General features: G+C 70.3%; 9 protein-coding genes and 1 pseudogene. 7 read left to right on the top strand and 3 right to left on the bottom strand.

Features of this window, described 5'->3' with window-relative positions; genetic code table 11:
• The first annotated feature begins 169 nt into the window (after nucleotides 1-169).
• Together D7Y21_RS25955 and thrS are read left to right on the top strand one after the other, a co-directional pair.
• On the top strand, nucleotides 170-1,921 hold the full coding sequence (locus D7Y21_RS25955) for an OPT/YSL family transporter (protein WP_121716357.1): 1,752 nt from the start codon (nucleotides 170-172) through the stop codon (nucleotides 1,919-1,921).
• Nucleotides 1,922-2,175: 254 nt separating this feature from the next.
• Nucleotides 2,176-3,378 carry a threonine--tRNA ligase gene (thrS, locus tag D7Y21_RS25950; protein ID WP_120563482.1) on the top strand — a complete coding sequence of 401 codons (1,203 nt, stop codon included), beginning with the start codon at nucleotides 2,176-2,178 and terminating at the stop codon, nucleotides 3,376-3,378.
• Nucleotides 3,379-3,450: 72 nt separating this feature from the next.
• Here the strand turns inward: thrS and D7Y21_RS25945 are convergent, their stop codons facing one another.
• Entirely contained in the window at nucleotides 3,451-3,870 is a 420-nt protein-coding gene (locus D7Y21_RS25945) for a CBS domain-containing protein (protein WP_121716355.1), read from the bottom strand.
• Between the two features lie 218 nt (nucleotides 3,871-4,088).
• Here D7Y21_RS25945 and msrB point away from each other — a divergent pair, with 218 nt between their 5' ends.
• On the top strand, nucleotides 4,089-4,511 hold the full coding sequence (gene msrB, locus D7Y21_RS25940) for a peptide-methionine (R)-S-oxide reductase MsrB (RefSeq protein ID WP_121716353.1): 423 nt from the start codon (nucleotides 4,089-4,091) through the stop codon (nucleotides 4,509-4,511).
• A 1,039-nt stretch (nucleotides 4,512-5,550) separates the two neighbouring features.
• Here the strand turns inward: msrB and D7Y21_RS25935 are convergent.
• Nucleotides 5,551-6,301: pseudogene (locus tag D7Y21_RS25935) on the bottom strand (FadR/GntR family transcriptional regulator); the annotation flags it as partial.
• 992 nt (nucleotides 6,302-7,293) lie between these two features.
• Between D7Y21_RS25935 and D7Y21_RS25930 the strand changes: the two are divergent.
• Nucleotides 7,294-9,186, top strand: a complete 1,893-nt coding sequence (locus D7Y21_RS25930; protein WP_121716350.1) for a glycoside hydrolase family 18 protein — start codon at nucleotides 7,294-7,296, stop codon at nucleotides 9,184-9,186.
• Nucleotides 9,187-9,216: 30 nt separating this feature from the next.
• On the opposite strand, the gene purL is transcribed toward D7Y21_RS25930, so the two are convergent.
• The gene (gene purL, locus D7Y21_RS25925; RefSeq protein WP_121716348.1) at nucleotides 9,217-13,113 is read right to left on the bottom strand and encodes a phosphoribosylformylglycinamidine synthase; all 3,897 of its coding nucleotides are present in this window, start codon (nucleotides 13,111-13,113) and stop codon (nucleotides 9,217-9,219) included.
• Between the two features lie 258 nt (nucleotides 13,114-13,371).
• Between purL and D7Y21_RS25920 the strand changes: the two genes are divergently transcribed.
• The 3 genes from D7Y21_RS25920 to D7Y21_RS25910 all read left to right on the top strand — a co-directional run bounded on the left by D7Y21_RS25920 (nucleotide 13,372) and on the right by D7Y21_RS25910 (nucleotide 17,054).
• Nucleotides 13,372-15,261 carry a M4 family metallopeptidase gene (locus D7Y21_RS25920; protein WP_121716346.1) on the top strand — a complete coding sequence of 630 codons (1,890 nt, stop codon included), beginning with the start codon at nucleotides 13,372-13,374 and terminating at the stop codon, nucleotides 15,259-15,261.
• Between the two features lie 129 nt (nucleotides 15,262-15,390).
• On the top strand, nucleotides 15,391-15,948 hold the full coding sequence (locus tag D7Y21_RS25915) for a DUF2378 family protein (protein WP_120563488.1): 558 nt from the start codon (nucleotides 15,391-15,393) through the stop codon (nucleotides 15,946-15,948).
• An 11-nt stretch (nucleotides 15,949-15,959) separates the two neighbouring features.
• Nucleotides 15,960-17,054 carry a hypothetical protein gene (locus D7Y21_RS25910; RefSeq protein WP_121716344.1) on the top strand — a complete coding sequence of 365 codons (1,095 nt, stop codon included), beginning with the start codon at nucleotides 15,960-15,962 and terminating at the stop codon, nucleotides 17,052-17,054.

Here is a 17,054-nt window from a genome sequence, read left to right as displayed (position 1 = left end):
GGTGGCCAGCGCGCGCAGCTCCTCCCGGGTCGCGCCACGAGCGAGCGACGCGAACAGGTCCGCCACCACGGGCCAGTCCTTCGCGCGCACCGGCACGTCCAGCCCCAGTGAGTCCTGGCGCAGGTGCCGCTGAAGCGCCACATCGCCGCGCTTCCGCTTCCTGCCCGCGGTGGGCACGTGGAAGTACCACCTGCTGCTCGCGTCGGTGGCCATCCTCTTCCTGGGCCCGCTGGGCGGCGTGGCCGCGTCGTACATGAACTTCAGCCTGGGCTTCTTCGTCGCCAGCCAGGTGCTGTCCGGCATCCTCGGCAGCGTCGTCACCTACGGCTACGGCGCGGAGGGCAAGCACGGCGCCAACTACATGCAGACGATGGCCGCGTCGGTGGCCTCGCTGTGCGCCATGTCCGTGCTGATCCAAGCCATGGTGTGGCTGGGCATGCCCCAGCCGCCCGCGTGGCAACTGATGCTCTTCGTGGGGTGCGTGGGCATGTTCGGCGTGGGCGTGGGCATGCTCTACACGCCGCTGCTCGTGGACCGGCTCCAGTTGGACTACCCGTCCGGCTACGCGGTGGCCAACATCCTCCGAGCGCTCACGGACAAGCGCCTGCTCAAGGCCTCCATCGCGAAGCTGGGCGGCGGCACCGGCCTGGGCATCCTGGCCGCGTGGCTCACGGAGAAGTTCGCCGCCATCGCCGCGCTGAGCGTGAGCAGCTCCACGGTGGGCGCCGGCATGGTGGTGGGCAGCCGCATCACCGTGCCCGCCATGCTCATGGGCCTCGCCGGCTACGCCATCACACCCTATCTGCAAGGCATCGGCTGGCTGGGGCCGAATGATCCGTACCGGAAGATTGGCTTCCTCATCTCGCTGGCGATGATCTGCGGCGCGGCGCTGGTGGACCTGGCGCTGCTCGCGGTGCAGGCGGTGGACCGCATCCGGGGCCGCGCGCAGGCTCCCGCGGACACCGAGCCCGCGTGGAAGAAGGTCAACGTGCCCCGGCTCATCGCCTGGGTGGTGGGCTGGGGCGCGGCGGTCGTCGTGGTGGCCACGCAGGTGCTGCACCAGCCCGCGGGATTCATCATCTTCGGGCTCGCGCTGTCGCTCCTGTTCGTGCTCATCAACGGCATCGCCTACGGCATCAGCGACAACAACCCCATCTCCAGCGCCTTCGTGATGTCGGTGCTGCTGATGTCGCTGCTGGGCCTGAAGGATCCGCTGGTGGGGCTGATGGCGTCCTCCATCCTGCTCATCTCCACGTCGGTGGGCTGCGACATGCAGCAGGACCGCTCCACCGGGTGGCGCCTGGGCACCAACCGCGTGGTGCAGTTCCGCTACCAGGTGCTGGGCATCTTCATGGGCGCGGTGCTGTGCGTGGTGCTCGCGCGGGTGTTCATGGGCGCGTACCCGGTGCTGTCCGTCAACCAGTTGGACCACCCGGACGTGAAGGTGGCCCAGTGGAGCTCCGCGATGACGTACAAGTTCGTGGGCGCCATCCGCGACCTGGGCACGCTGTCGGCGCACAAGGTGACGGCGCTGCTCGTGGGCCTGTCCATCGGCTTCACGCTGGAGGTCATCCGCAAGGTGGTGCGCCGCCGCCCCGCGTACCTGAGCTACGTGCAGGGGTCGCGCACGGGGTTCGGCGTGGGCTGGGGGATGGATTCGCTGGTGCTGGCCAGCCCCTACGCGCTCGCGTTCGGCGGCTTCATCGCGCTGCCCGCGGCCATCTGGTTCGGCGTGGGCGGCATCCTCACATCCCTCTTCAACACTGTGTCCAAGCGCTTCCGGAAGGAGCCCGCGCCCGGCGAGGCGGTGCTGCCGGAGGACATGAGCACCATGTCGCTGGTGGGCGGCGGCCTCATCGCGGGCGAGTCGCTCTTCTACCTCTTCGTGGGCCTCGCCGGCCTGCTGGCCCTCTTGGGCTGACGCGTCCTGTCCCGGAGCACGGCTTGACTTTCCGTGCATCCGGGAGCACTTCTTGTCCCGTGAACCTCGTCATCAACACCACCGCGACCACGACCACCACCGCTTCGGCGGGCGTGGGTGCGGTGCGCGTGTCGGTGTCCTGACGAGCGCACGGTTTCCCGCCCCGCCGAAGTCCGGCCGGGGCGACCGTGCAACCTCACACGCCCCGTGTCCGGCCCCGGCTGCTTCATCCCGACCGACACACGGAGACGACAATGCTTGATGAACACGACCACCGCGCGCTGGGCCAGCGCCTGGACCTCTTCCACCTGCAGGAGGAGGCCGCGGGCATGGTGTTCTGGCACCCGCGCGGACTGATGCTGTACCGGTTGCTGGAGGACCACGTCCGCCAGCGCATGCTCGAGGAGGGCTACCGCGAAGTCCGTACGCCGCAACTGTGCTCCCAGCCGCTCTGGGAGCAGAGCGGCCACTGGGAGAACTTCCGCCAGAACATGTTCTGCCTGCCGGAGGGCGACCGGCACCTGGCGTTGAAGCCGGTGAGCTGCCCCGGCCACATCCAACTGGTGCAGCGCATGGCGCCCAGCCACCGCGACCTGCCCCTGCGTCTGGGGGAGTTCGGGCTGGTGCACCGCAGCGAGCCCAGCGGCGCGTTGCATGGGCTGTTCCGCCTGCGCCAGTTCACGCAGGACGACGGCCACATCTTCTGCGCGGCGGAGCAGGTGGAGGCGGAGGTGATCCGCTTCGTGCGCTCGCTCAAGGCGTTCTACGCGGGCTTCGGCTTCGACGACGTGCAGGTGGCCTTCTCCAGCCGTCCGGCGATGCGCGCCGGCGGTGACGCGCTGTGGGACCAGGCGGAGGCGTGGCTCCAGTCCGCGGCGAAGCAGGCGGGCCTCCAGTATGAGGACCAGCCCGGCGAGGGCGCCTTCTACGGGCCCAAGCTGGAGTTCGTGCTGAAGGACCGGTTGGGCCGTGCGTGGCAGTGCGGCACGATCCAACTGGACCTGGTGCAGCCGGAGCGCTTCGACCTGCACTACGTCGGCGCGTCCGGAGAGCGCCTGCGTCCGGTGATGCTTCACCGCGCGCTGTTCGGCAGCCTGGAGCGCTTCATCGGCGTGCTGCTGGAGCACCACGGGGGCGCGCTACCGGCGTGGCTCGCGCCCGAGCAGGTGGTGGTGGCCTCCGTGGGAGCGGGGGCCGCCGCGTACGCGCAAGAACTGGCGGCGCGGCTGCGGCGGGCCGGCTGCCGTGCGCGGGCGGACGTGCGGGACGAGTCCCTGTCGAAGAAGGTCCTGGGCTCGCACGAAGACGGCGTGCCGTTCCTCGCGGTGGTGGGTGGCCGCGAGGTGGAGTCGAAGGGCGTCCGCCTGCGCCAGCGCGATGGGTCCCAGCGCGACCTGCCCTGGGATGACGCCGTGGCGTGGCTGTCCGCCGCGTGTCAGCCGGCCGTGGCGGGCTGAGCGTCAGCACGTGAGGCACCGGCCCGGTGCTCCCTTCCCGTATGCGAAGGGGGCGCCGGGCCTTCCGTGGGTTCAGGAGTAGAGGCTCAGGTATTCCAGCGGCTCGCCGGGCCGCAGCAGCGTGAGGGACTCGGAGGCGACGTCGTCCAGGAGGAGGAGTCCCACCGCGTGGTGTTCCGCGTCCACGACCACCAGGCGGTCCAGGTGGTGCTGCTCCATCAGGCGCTCGCCGGCCTCCAGCGGCGCGTCCTCCGGGCAGGTGACGAGCGGGGCTGTCATCGCCTCGCGCACGGTGGTGACGTCGGGGTCATGTCCGTGGACGGTGGAGCACAGGGAGAGCTCGGAGTCAGTGAGCAGTCCCACCACCCGGCCGTGCTCCGTGACGGGCAGCGCCCCCAGGCAGGCGGTATCCAGCCGCTCGGCGGCGGAGCGCAGGCATTCATCCGCGTCGATGGTCTTCACGTCCCTCTGCATCAGCTCCGAAATCCGCATGGGCAGAACCTCCTGGCGACGCGCGCCCCGCGTCTCGGAGCAGTACAACCGGCGCACGGACATCCAACCCATTGTCCTGAAGGCCCGCCGCTCCGTGAGGAACAGAACCAGGGCGCCGGCCCCCTGCCTGCCTGCCTGGTATAGGGTGCGACGCGAAGGGCTGCGGTGCATCCAAGGCCGTGCTCCGGGCCCAAGGCCCGAAACGTGGAGGAGGACCCATGGCGGACAAGCTCATTCTTTCCAACGACGAGTGGCGCAAGCGCCTCACCCCCGAGGAGTTCCAGGTGCTGCGTCAGCACGGCACCGAGTACCCGGGGACGGGCTGTTTCCTCGGCACCAAGACTCCGGGCACCTACGTGTGCGCGGGCTGCAACAACCCGCTGTTCAAGGCCGGGACGAAGTTCGAGTCCGGCACCGGATGGCCGTCCTTCACCCAGACGCTGTCGGAGGACTCCGTCACGGAGATCCGCGACGTGTCGCACGGGATGGTTCGCACCGAGGTCCGCTGCGCGCGCTGCGACGGCCACCTGGGCCACGTGTTCCCGGACGGCCCGCCGCCCACGGGGCTGCGCTACTGCATGAACTCCGTGGCGATGAAGCACATCCCCGAAGGAAACCCCATCGAGTTGGTCCGGGCCTGATCAGGTCGCCAGAAGTGCGTTGGCACCTCCGGTCACGGAAGCGCGGCTCGGCCGGAGGCATCCGGGGTCCCCGGAGCATGCGCTCCATCTTGGGGGAGACGATGCGGAAGTTTCGGGAGACAGCGAACGCGAAGAGCGGTCGTCGCTCACGAAGCAACGGGGCCCCGTGAATGAACAATGGAGCCCCAGAGGCGAGCGGCCCACCGGCCCCAAAGAGCCCTGGAGTCCACGAAGCGGCTCGCCCACATTGCGAACCGCCACGCGGATGGGTCCGAGGAAGCCGGTGGGTGGAGCCTCGCATTGCAGGGAGCCCCTTCCTGAGACGAGGCGCCAAAACCTGTCCGACAGTCGGGCAGGTTTCCCAAGACCGCGTCCGTCACATTCCTTCCGACGCACTCTCCGCCCCGAGCACAGGGCACGAACGCTGGGGCGGCTGGAGGCAACAGCGCCCCACTGTCCGGCTCCAAGGGAAAGGACGCTCCATCGGGGCGAGGTGCGACCCCAGAAGCCCCGGTGCATGGAGCGACGCAGCAACCGGGGCCACGCGCATCCACGAGGAGACGTGCCTCAAGTGCATTGTCCTGCTCAACGGATGACGCCAGGCGGCCAGGTCCACGCGCCTCGAAGGAGGGACGTGCCTCCGGCGCCTCGTCTCGCTCGGAGGCTGCCGTAGGGCAGCCGGCGGGCCCCTCCTCGATGCCGGGGCGTGCCTCCAGCATCTCGTCATGCGCGGCTGACGTAGGGAGACCGACGGGCCCCTCCTCGATGCCGGGGCGTGCCTCCAGCATCTCGTCATGCGCGGCTGACGCAGGGCGGCCGGCGGACCCCTCCTCAATGCCGGGGCGTGCCCCCAGCATTTCGTCATGCGCGGCTGATGCAGGGCGGCCGGCGGGCCCCTCCTCGATGCCGGGGCGTGCCTCCAGAATCTCGTCCTGTGCGGTGGCTGGCGTACGGCGACCGACGTCACCCTCTTCGATGCCGAGGTGTGTCCCCAAAACATCGTTCTGGTGAGTGACTGATGCGGAGGCCCCGAGGGGGCCCTCTTGGGTGAAGTGGGCCTCGGGGGACGCAGGTACTTGGGTAGCAGGTGCGAATGCGTTCAGCACGCGCTCATCGCGAGCCTTCAGCAGTGCCGGCAGCTCGTTCTGAAGTGCCTGCACGTCGCGCTCGTGCAGGATCGCCGTCACGCGGAGGGCCCACTCGCGCAGCGCCTCACCACCCATGAGCGGCAGCAGTTGGGCTGCACCTCCCAGGAATGCCCGCTGCAGGGACTGAACGAGGAGCACGTGCCCGGGACGCGCCGCCACCCGCGCTGCATGCCGCAGCAACTCGAATTCCACCTGGGCGCAGGTTGCACCCGACTCCCAGCGCGCCGCGTCCTGAAGCTGGAAGCACGTGCTCCCCAGCCGGTCCAGGTCGAGGTCCGAGGCCCTCGCGCAGCAGTCGGCCAGCAGTTCCACCAGCACCTGCCGCTTGAGGCTGAAGTAGCCCTCCAGCAGCCACCGGGCATCCGGGTTGCTCGCGTCATGCAGCGCCAGCCCCAGGTTCTCCAGCGTCAGCGACTCATCCAGCGCCACCGCGCGAGTCCTTCGTCCGGGGCACTGAACCACCAGCCCCCGTGCGGCCAGCCGCCGCAGCGCCTCACGGAGGGTTCCCCGGCACACGTCATAGCGGCGCGCCAGCTTCGCTTCGGAGCCGAATTGCCCGCTCGGGTGCAGCCGCCCCAGCGCGATATCGCGCTCGATTTGCGCCTCCACATAAGCCACGAGTCCGCCTCGTCCCATCCCCATTCCCCCTCCTCGTCCCAGCATCGCCATCCAACCACAGGGGTCTGACATGGATGTGCGGGCCCACCCTCCGCGTCGCTTGCCGGGCGAGCTCGCTCCCGGGCCGCATGGGGCGAAAACCTGTCCGACAGTCGGACAGGTTTTGAGGCAACCGCCCCCGGACGGGCGACCCTGTCCGTGCCCCACCCTGGCGTCTGCGCACGCATGACTCGCGCCCCTGCCGGACCGGTGCGGTCTCGGGGCTCATGCAGCGGAAACTTGTCCGTCTGTCCGACAAGCAAACCGTCCTCGTCACCGGCCGGGCCGGCTCGGGCTGGAGCCTCATGCGGTGGAAACCTGTCCGACAGTCGGACAGGTTTTGAGAGAGCCTGGCCCGGGAGGCACCTCTGTGCGTGTCCCTCGTTGACGTTTGCGCATGCACGACGTCGCTCACCTACCGGGACAGGCGCGTCCTCGGGCCGCATGCTGCGAGAACCTGTCCGACAGTCGGACAGGTTTGGAGGGAACCGGGCCCGGGTGGGGACCGCTGGCCGAGCCCCCGACGTGGCGTCCGCGCGTGCATGGCGTCGCGCACCTGCGGACTGGCAGCCCCGGGCCTCATGGGGCGGAAACCTGTCCGACTGTCGGACAGGTTTGGAGGGAACCGGGCCCGGGTGGGCGCCGCTGGCCGTGCCCCCACCTTCGCGTCCGCGCACGCACGACGTCGTGGCCCGCCTCGGTGCGCCACGAGGCTCGCGTCCTCGGATTCATGCGGTGCGAACCTGTCCGACAGTCGGACAGGTTTTGAGCGGGCCGCCCCTGGGCGGGGGCCTCTGTGTCCGTGATCCACCTTGGCGTCCGCCCACGCATGACGTCGCGGCCCCTCGCGGCGCTCCGTTGGGCTCGAGATCTCACGGAAGACTTCCGGTCGTGGGACTCTTTGACGAACTCCTGGCGGCCTACCTGGTGCCTCGATGCAGGACGCGCCTCCCCTCCCTCTGCGAGGATGGGTGACCATGCGACGACCTCTGGCTGGACTCCGGGTGCTGCTGACCGCGCTCTTGCTGGGCGGCGCTTCCCAGGGGGCGCCCCCTCCGAAAGCAGCGCCTCCCACGCAGCCCCAGGTGACGTGGCTCTATCAGGACCGGTTGGCCCCGCCCTGGGAGGACCTGACGTGGGCCGGGGCGCACGCGATGAGCGCTACCGTGTCAGGGGCCTCGGGCAACCACGCCATCTCCGTGACGCTGGGGCCCTGGGAGGCGCTGTACTTCGGCCACCCGGGCTTCGACGTGTCACCGGATGACACGCTGGTGCTGAAGGTGAACGGTGGGAAGGGCGGTGCGAACGCGGCGGTGCGCGCTCGCGTCGTCATCGGCTCCGAACAGCCCGTGGGCATGCCCCTGGGCCCCACCTGCGAGGGCGGTGCCATCCCGGCCCGGAAGTGGACGACCTGCCGCGTGCCACTGGCGAAGCTGCTGCCCGAAGGCCGCACGCGCATCACCGGCCTATGGCTCCAGGAGGACAGCGGCAGGACGCTGCCGCCCCTCTCCTTCGATGACATCGGCATCGAGCAGGGCCCCCGGCCGGTGACTCTCACGCTGGAGACGCCCGCCGTCTTCCTGGCTCCGGGCGCCACGCACGCCTTCCGCGCCACCGTGACGAACAGCACGGACACGGACGTGGCCTGGAGCGTGGAGCCCGGAAACGAGCGGGGCACCATCAGCCCCGCTGGGGTCTACACCGCGCCCCGCAAGCCGGGCACGTACCGGGTGATGGCACGGAGCAAGGCGGACCCGAGCCAGGTGGCCCAGGCCAGCGTGGTGGTGAGTGCATCCCCGGCCGTGAAGGGTCCTCCAGGCCAGGGAGGCAAGTGGGTGTCGGGCTACTACACGGGCTGGAACGCGGACGACTATCCGCCGGAGAAGGTGGACTTCAGCGCGCTCACGCACATCCTCGTGGGCCGCGTCACGCCGAAGGCGGACGGCACGCTGAGCACGAAGTTCGACAATGACCGGGGGCCGGAAATCGCCCGCACGCTGTCGAAGCGCGCGCATGCGGCGGGCCGCAAGGCGCTCATCATGGTGGGCGGCTCCGGTGAGCACGACGGCTGGGTGGGCGCTGCGTCCGACGCGAACCGCGCGAAGTTCGTCCGCTCGCTGCTGAAGGCGATGGACGACTTCGGCTACGACGGCCTGGACCTGGACTGGGAGCCCGTGGAGAAGGAGGACCGGCCGCAGCTGCTGGCCCTGGTGAAGGCCCTCCGCGAGGCGCGGCCGAAGATGCTCCTCACCTTCCCCCTCCACTGGATCAACACCAACTTCCCCACCGACGCCGACCCCTGGTTCGCGGAGCTGGCGACACACTTCGACCAGATGAACCTGATGTCCTACGAGATGATTGGCGCGTGGGACGGCTGGAAGTCCTGGCACACGTCCGCGCTGAAGGGCGAACAGGGGCTGCATCCCACGTCCATCGCGTCCAGCCTGGACCTGTGGGTGAAGGCCGGCATCCCCAAGGCGAAGCTGGGCATCGGCATCCCCTTCTATGGCCTTGCGTGGCGCCACATCACCGGGCCCTACCAGCCCTTCACGAACTGGTCCGACTACGTGGGCGGGGACAACTCGTTCACCTACAAGAAGATCCTCCGCTATTCGAAGCAGGGGAAATACCAGTGGGACGAGAAGGCCCAGGCCAGCTACCTGACGTTCGCCAAGGACAAGCTCGTGGAGGACGGCACGGTGACGTGGATCTCCTACGACAGCCCGCAGGCCATCGCCGCCAAGGGCGCCTTCGTGAAGCAGGAGGGCTACGGCGGCACCATCATCTGGACGATCAACCAGGGGTGCACGGACGCGGAGACCGGCGCCAACCCGCTGCTGGACGCGGTGAAGGCGGCCTTCCTCCCGTAGCGGCGAGGAAGGCCCCGTCCCGCGGACGCGTCAGCCCAGGGTGACGCGGGCGTTGCGGAACATGCGCATCCAGGGGCCGTCCTCGCCCCACTCCGCCGGGTGCCAGGAGTGCTGCACGGTGCGGTGCACACGCTCCGGGTGCGGCATGGTGATGGTGAAGCGCCCGTCCTTCGTGGTGACGCCCGCGATGCCGTGCGGCGAGCCGTTGGGGTTGGCCGGGTACTTCGCCGCCACCTGGCCCCGGTTGTCCACCCAGCGCGTCGTCACCAGCCCGGCGGCGTTGAAGCGCGCGGCGGCATCCGCGTTGGCGAACTCCGCCCGCCCCTCGCCGTGCGACACGACGATGAGCATCCGGCTGCCCTCCATGCCCTTGTAGAAGAGCGACGGCGACGGCGCGATTTCGACCGTGCCCAGGCGGGCCTCGAACTGCTCGGACGCGTTGCGCACGAAGCGCGGCCAGCCTTCCGCGCCGGGGATGAGCTCGCGCAGCTGCGCGAACATCTGGCAGCCGTTGCACGCACCCAGGCCGAAGCTGTCCGGCCGCGCGAAGAACTCCGAGAAGGCGTCCCGCGTGCGCGGGTTGAAGAGGATGGACTTCGCCCACCCGCCGCCCGCGCCCAGCACGTCGCCGTAGCTGAAGCCGCCGCACGCCATCACGCCGTGGAAGTCCTTCAGCGACACGCGGCCCGACAACAGGTCGCTCATGTGCACGTCCACCGCGGCGAAGCCCGCGCGGGTGAACGCCGCCGCCATCTCCTGCTGGCTGTTGACGCCCTGCTCGCGCAGCACCGCCACGCGCGGCCGGGCCCCCTTGGCGATGTACGGCGCCGCCACGTCCACCTTCGGATCGAACGTGAGCACGGGCGACAGGCCCGGGTCTTGCGCGTCGCACTTCGCGGAGTACTCCTCCTCCGCGCAGGTGGGGTTGTCGCGCAGCTTCTGGATTTCGTAGCTCACGCGGGACCAGGTGCGCTTGAGCGCCACCGTCTCCTCCGCGAGCAGCTCCCGGCCGCCGTGCCGCACGCGCACCACCTGATGGGACGTGGGCCGTCCCAGCTCGTGGACGTGCGCCCCCAGGCCGTGGCGGGTGAAGGCATCACGCACGCGCGCCACGTCGGACGCGCGCACCTGCACCACCGCGCCCAGCTCCTCGTTGAAGAGGGCCGCCACCGCGTCGCCGCCCAGCGGGGCCAGCTCCACGTCCAGACCGCAGTGGCCCGCGAAGGCCATCTCCGCGAGCGTGGCCCAGAGGCCGCCATCGGAGCGGTCGTGGTACGCGAGCAGCACGCCTGCCGCGTGCAGCTCCTGCACCGCCGCGAAGAAGCCCTTCAGCGCCGCCGCGTCATCCACGTCCGGGCACTCCGGGCCCACCTGCTGGTGCACCTGCGCCAGCACGGACGCGCCCAGCCGCTGCCGGCCCTTCGCCACGTCCAGCAGCAAGAGGCGCGTGTCCCCCGCCACGTCCACCGGCTGCGGCGTCAGCGTGACGCGCGCGTCCAGCACCGGCGCGAACGCGGTGATGATGAGCGACAGGGGCGACGTCACCGCCTTCTTCTGGCCGTCCTCCTGCCACTGCGTGCGCATGGACATGGAGTCCTTGCCCACCGGGATGGCGATGCCCAGCGCGGGGCACAGCTCCATGCCCACCGCGTGCACGGCGGCGTAGAGGTTCGCGTCCTCGCCGGGGCTGCCCGCCGCCGCCATCCAGTTCGCGGACAGCTTCACGTCCGACAGCTTCCCGATGCGCGCCGCCGCCAGGTTGGTGAGCGCCTCGCCCACCGCCATGCGCGCGGAGGCCGCCGCGTCCACCAGCGCCACCGGCGTGCGCTCGCCGAGCGCCATCGCCTCGCCCGTGTCGGACATCAGCGACGCCAGCGTCACCGCGCAGTCCGCCACCGGCACCTGCCACGGCCCCACCATCTGGTCGCGCGCGGTGTGGCCGCCCACGGAGCGGTCGCCAATGGTGATGAGGAACGACTTGTCCGCCACCGTCGGGTGCGACAGCACCGCGTGTGCCGCGGCCTTCAAGTCGGACGAGATGCTCAGCGGCGCGTGCTTCAGCGGGCGCGACGCGAACTCGCGGTGCATGCGCGGCGCCTTGCCGAAGAGGACGTCCATGGGCAGCGCGATGGGCGTGTCACCCAGCTCGCGGTCCGTGAGCGTGAGCACCTGCTCCGCCGTGGCCTCGCCCAGCACGGCGAAGGGGGCGCGCTCGCGCTCGCACAGCGCGGCGAAGCGCGCCAGGTCCTCTGGCGCCACGCCCAGCACGTAGCGCTCCTGCGCCTCGTTGCACCAGATTTCCACCGGGGACATGCCCGGCTCGTCGTTGGGCACCTCCCGCAGCTCCAGCCGGCCGCCCAGCTCGTTGTCGTGCGCCAGTTCCGGCAGCGCGTTGGACAGGCCGCCCGCGCCCACGTCGTGGATGGAGCGCACGGGGTTCGCATCGCCCTGCATCCAGCACTGGTCGATGACCTCCTGGCAGCGGCGCTCCATCTCCGCGTTGTCCCGCTGCACGGAGGCGAAGTCGAGGTCCGCCGCGCTCGCGCCCTGCGCCATGGAGGACGCCGCGCCACCGCCCAGGCCAATGAGCATCGCCGGGCCGCCCAGCACGATGAGCTTGTCGCCCGCGCGCAGCGGGGCCTTCTTCACGTGGCCCGCGCGGATGTTGCCCAGGCCGCCCGCCAGCATGATGGGCTTGTGGTAGCCGCGCACCTCCACGCCCTCGGGCGTGGGCACCTGCTGCTCGAAGCTGCGGAAGTAGCCGGTGAGGTTGGGCCGGCCGAACTCGTTGTTGAACGCGGCGCCTCCCAGCGGGCCGTCCACCATGATGTCCAGCGCGGACACGATGCGGTCCGGCTTGCCGTAGGGCGCCTCCCACGGCCGCGCGTAGTCCGGCAGGCGCAGGTGGCTGACGGAGAAGCCGGTGAGCCCCGCCTTGGGCTTCGCGCCGCGCCCGGTGGCGCCCTCGTCGCGGATTTCACCGCCCGCGCCCGTGGCCGCGCCCGGGTACGGCGAGATGGCGGTGGGATGGTTGTGCGTCTCCACCTTCATCATGATGTGGGCCGGCTCGCGCACAGTGCCCCACTCGCGCCCCTCGCCCTGCGGGAAGAAGCGCTCCACCTCGAAGCCCTCGATGACGGCGGCGTTGTCCTTGTACGCGGACAGCACTCCGCCCGGGCTCTGGGCATGGGTGTTCTTGATGGCCTGGAACAACGAGCGCTCTCGCGGCTGGCCATCCACCGTCCACGACGCGTTGAAGATTTTATGGCGGCAGTGCTCGCTGTTCGCCTGCGCGAACATCATCAACTCCACGTCGGTGGGGTTGCGCTTGAGCTCCGTGAAGCGCGCCACCAGGTAGTCGATTTCGTCCTCCGCCAGCGCCAGGCCCAGCTCGCCGTTGGCCTTCGCCAGCGCCGCGCGGCCTCCGCCCAGCACGTCCACGCGCGTGAGCGGCCGGGGCGAGTCCGTGCGGAACAGCACCTCCGCGTCCTCCAGCCGGGGCAGCACCGCCTGCGTCATCCGGTCGTGGAGCACCGCATGCACGCCCTCCGCCTCGTTCGCGTCCAACTCACGGCCGCCCGGGCCGGTGAGGAAGAACGCGATGCCGCGCTCCATGCGGCGCACCTGCGTGAGGCCACAGTGGTGCGCGATGTCCGTCGCCTTGGAGGCCCAGGGCGACACCGTGCCCGGACGCGGCACGACCAACAGCAGCGTGCCCGTGCGCTCGCGCTTCGCCGTGTGGGGGCCGTACTCCAGAAGGCGCCCCAGCCGCTCCGACTCGTCCTGCGTCAGCGGCGCGGACGCGTCCACGAAGTGCACGAACTCCGAGTAGAGGGTGGCCACCGTCGGCACCCGCTCCCGGCAGCGGGCGAGCAGCTTGGCGAGCCTGAATTCGGAGAGGGCCGGAGCCCCGCGCAGCGTGAGCATGAAGGTCCTTGCGAACGGGTGACGGGAGGTAACAGCGGGGCCGTCCTTATCACCGCGCCTCGCGTCACAACGTCCGGAGTTCGTGCCAGGACGCCCGCACAGCACCCAGGTGGGTGAACCACCGCCGACGTGGGCGCTCCTCCGGACTCAGCCTTATTTCCAACACTCCCAGTCCTCCCAGAATTCATCTGACAGTCAGGGCTCCATGCTTTGCTCGCGAGGCTTCACAGACTCGTTTCGTCACACTGGGGGCATGTCATGACGCGAAAGAACCGCTGGCTCCTCGCCGGCCTGACGTTCACGCTGTCCGCATGTGGAGCGGGAGGTCCTGGCGCCGAGGCACCCTCCGCTCCTTCCGAAGCCCGTCTGGGAGACCTGAAGTCAGCGCTGGGAGCATTGCCCGGCGCGGAGGTGCGGGGGGTGCACGCGGACGGCGTGCCCCAGTTCATCCTGGGCGCGTTGGGCACGACGGGCCGGCCCGTCTCCGGTGCCAGCGCCTGGCAGGCGCACGCGCTCCTGGAGCCCACCCTGCTGCGCGTGCTGCCCGCCTTCCGGCTGACGACGAAGGACCTGGTGCCCAAGCGCATCCACCGGGACGAGCTGGGCAATACGCACCTGCGCTACACGCAGACCAAGGGCGGGCTCCCGGTGGTGAACGAGGAGCTCCTCGTCCACCTGGACGCGCGGGGTCAGGTGTACGCGGTGAACGGCACCGCGCGTGACGGCGAGCCCCTGCCGGCCCCCGCTCGCATCGCTCCGGAGGCCGCGAGCGAGGCGGCGCTGGCGGCGTCCCCGGCGGGCAGCAGCGCGGGAGCGCCCCGGGAGGTCTTCGTCCGGCCGACCCCGGAGGCGCCCCTGGTCCGCGCCTTCGAGGTGGTGGTGTCCGGACAGGACGCGGACGGCATGGCCCTGCGCGACCGCGTCTACGTGAGCGCGGCGGATGGACAGGAGGTGCTGCGCGCGCCGGAGATCCACGCCGCGCGCTACCGCAACGTGTGCTCGGTGGGCGGCAGCAACAACGGCACGTGCCGGGTTGAAGGCCAGGCGGACACCGGCGACACGGCCATCGACAAGACGTATGACAACCTGGGCCTCTTCTACGACTGCTTCCAGCAGAACTTCGGCCGCGATTCGTGGAACGGCTGGGGCGGCCAGTTGCTGGCGCAGGTGCACTACGGCACCAGCTACGCGAACGCGTACTTCGACGGCACGAAGCTGGTCTGCGGTGACGGCAGCCTGCCCCAGCTGGGGCAGCCGTGCGAGGACCCGGACATCGTCGTGCACGAGTTCATGCACGGCGTCACCGCGACCACGTCCGACCTCATCTACAGCGGCGAGTCCGGCGCGCTCACCGAGTCGCTGTCGGACATCTACGCCGCCACCTGCGACAGCTGGGCCTCGGGCACCTGGAGCACCGCGACGTCCGTGTGGCACATCGCCGAGACGGCCTGGACCCCCGGCATGTCCGGGGATGCCCTGCGCTACATGAACGACCCCGCGGCGGATGGCTACTCCGTGGACTACGCCCCGGACCTGAACAGCGGCACGGACGTGCACTCCGGCGCCGGCGTGGCCAACCTGGCGTTCAAGCTGATGGCCACCGGCGGCGTGCACCCGCGAGGCAAGACGCTGGTGAACGTGCCGGCCATCGGCGTGGAGGCCGCGGCCCACATCTTCTGGTACGCCAACATGAACCTCTTCACCCGCACCACCAACCTCTACGCGGCCAGGTTGGCGACGCGGGTGGCGGCGCAGAGCCTGGGCTACAACACCGCCGTCCAGGACGCGGTGGATGCAGCGTGGCTCGCGGTGGGCGTGGGCGTCACGACGTCGCCCTCGTGTACTCCGCTGCCCAACAACACCACGGTGTCGCTCATCACCGGCAACGCCTCGTCGCTGAAGTACTACTGCTTCGACGTGCCGGCGAACACGCCCTCCACGGTGAGCATCTCCGGCGGCACCGGGGACGCGGACCTCTACACGCGCTTCGACTTCGCGCCCACGACGCAGATATTCGACTGCCGTCCCTACCTGACGGGCAACAACGAGACGTGCAACCTGGTGGGGCAGCCCATCGCCGGCCGGCAGTACCTCCTGCTCCGGGGCTTCACCGCCTACAGCGGCGTGAGCCTCTCCGTGGCCTGGTGACGCACCTGGCGCTTCCCCTCACCGCGCACCGGCGGTGAGGGTGGGCGCGGGGGGGCTGGCCTCCTCCCGGGCCCTGGGCGAAGAATGCGCGCCCGGGGCCTGTTCAGGTCCCGGCAAGGACGGAGGGCCATGAGGGACGAGCGCGTCATCTTCAGCAGCAGCGTGGACAGCCTGTACCGCAAGGTGCTGGCCCCCTCCCTGACGCCCGAGCTGGTGGACCGGCTGCGCGCGCGGGGGATGAACCTGCACGCCCCGCTGCTCGCCGCGTACCCGCTGGCCGTCTGGGTGGACTGCCTGGCCGACACGGCCCGCACGCTCCACCCCGACCAGCCGGTGGAGCAGGGCCGGCGCCGGATGGGCCGGCGGATGGTGGAGGGCTACGCGCAGACGCTGGTGGGCGGCGCGGTCCTCACGCTGGCCCGCGTGGTGGGCCCCATGCGCTCGCTGGAGCGGATGCAGCACAACTTCCGCAGCGGCAACAACTACACGGAGACGCGGCTCACCGTACTGGGCCCCACCCAGGCGGACCTCTGGTTCAACGAACCGGAGGCCCTGGAGGGCTTCGTGGACGGCGTGCTGGAGGAAGGGATGTTGCGCGTGGGAGTCCAGGGCTTCACCCTGCACCGCACCCGCCACTCGCCCGATTCCGCCACCTATCACCTGGAGTGGGCCGACCGGTCCTCCTGACCCCTGCCTTCATGTCTTCCATCCTCTCGACGCTGCCCGCCCTCTACCAGGACCTCCTGCCAGCCTTCTTCCGCAAGGACGCCCCGACGGAAGAGAAGGCCACCTGCTCCAACTGCGCCATGAGCCGCGCCTCCGCGCAGGCCACGGTGGAGTCGGTGGACGGGGCGGAGCACCTGTTCCGGCCGGACACCAAGTGCTGCACGTACCAGCCGCGGCTGCCCAACTACCTCGTGGGCGCGCTCCTGTCGGATGACTCGCCGCAGATGGCGGAGGGGCGCCGGCGCATCGAAGCCAAAATCGACAGCCGCATCGGCGTGAGCCCGCAGTGGGTGAAGCCGCCCGCGAAGTTCAACCACCTGTACAAGAACGCGCACCAGTTCTTCGGCCGCGCGTCGTCGCTGCGCTGCCCGTACTACGCGCTGGAGTCCGGCGGCTGCACCATCTGGGCGTACCGCGAGTCCGTCTGCTCCACGTTCTTCTGCAAGTACGTGGCGGGCCGCGACGGTCAGCGCTTCTGGATGTCGCTCAAGACGTACCTGACGCTGGCGGAGTTCCAGCTGTCGCGCCACGCGCTGCTCCAGCTGATGCCGGAGTTCCTCCTGGACGGCCGCGACAAGGCGGAGGTGGCCACCGGCCCGCTGTCCGTGGAGGACCTGGACGACGCGGCGCCCCCGGCCAAGGTGTACGCCGCGCTCTGGAAGGGCTACGCCGGGATGGAGAGGGACTTCTACCGCGCCTGCTACGACGCCGTGCGCGCCGTGTCCCGGGACGGGCTGGAGCGGATGCTGGGCCTGGACGGCACCATCGAACAGAAGGTGCTGGAGAAGCTGTACACCCAGGCCACCGCGCCCACGCTGCCGCGCGTGCTGCGCTTCAACCCGGACGCGACGGTGAAGTGGCTGCCGGACGGCAGCGTCGCGCTGGGCTCGTACAGCGAATACGACGCGGTGGCGCTGCCGGGTGAGGCCTACTCGCTCCTGGTGGAGTTCACCGGCCAGAAGCCCGTGGAGGCCGTCCGCCAGCACCTGCGAGACCACAAGCAGGCGGACCTGGATCCGGACATCCTCCTGGAGCTGCACCGGCACCGCATCCTCATCGAGCCCTGA

The sequence above is a fragment of the Corallococcus sp. AB045 genome (genome assembly GCF_003668895.1).
Taxonomy (GTDB): Bacteria; Myxococcota; Myxococcia; order Myxococcales; family Myxococcaceae; genus Corallococcus; species Corallococcus coralloides.
The sequence above is the reverse complement of the archived record's forward strand: the minus strand, read 5'-3'. Positions and strand labels throughout refer to the sequence as shown.

Bases quoted from the DNA above. Each gene is read 5' to 3' on its own strand.
- thrS (WP_120563482.1), top strand. From the start codon at position 2,176: ATGCTTGATGAACACGACCACCGCGCGCTGGGCCAGCGCCTGGACCTC.
- D7Y21_RS25945 (WP_121716355.1), bottom strand. From the start codon at position 3,870: ATGCGGATTTCGGAGCTGATGCAGAGGGACGTGAAGACCATCGACGCG.
- msrB (WP_121716353.1), top strand. From the start codon at position 4,089: ATGGCGGACAAGCTCATTCTTTCCAACGACGAGTGGCGCAAGCGCCTC.
- D7Y21_RS25930 (WP_121716350.1), top strand. From the start codon at position 7,294: ATGCGACGACCTCTGGCTGGACTCCGGGTGCTGCTGACCGCGCTCTTG.
- purL (WP_121716348.1), bottom strand. From the start codon at position 13,113: ATGCTCACGCTGCGCGGGGCTCCGGCCCTCTCCGAATTCAGGCTCGCC.
- D7Y21_RS25920 (WP_121716346.1), top strand. From the start codon at position 13,372: ATGACGCGAAAGAACCGCTGGCTCCTCGCCGGCCTGACGTTCACGCTG.
- D7Y21_RS25915 (WP_120563488.1), top strand. From the start codon at position 15,391: ATGAGGGACGAGCGCGTCATCTTCAGCAGCAGCGTGGACAGCCTGTAC.
- D7Y21_RS25910 (WP_121716344.1), top strand. From the start codon at position 15,960: ATGTCTTCCATCCTCTCGACGCTGCCCGCCCTCTACCAGGACCTCCTG.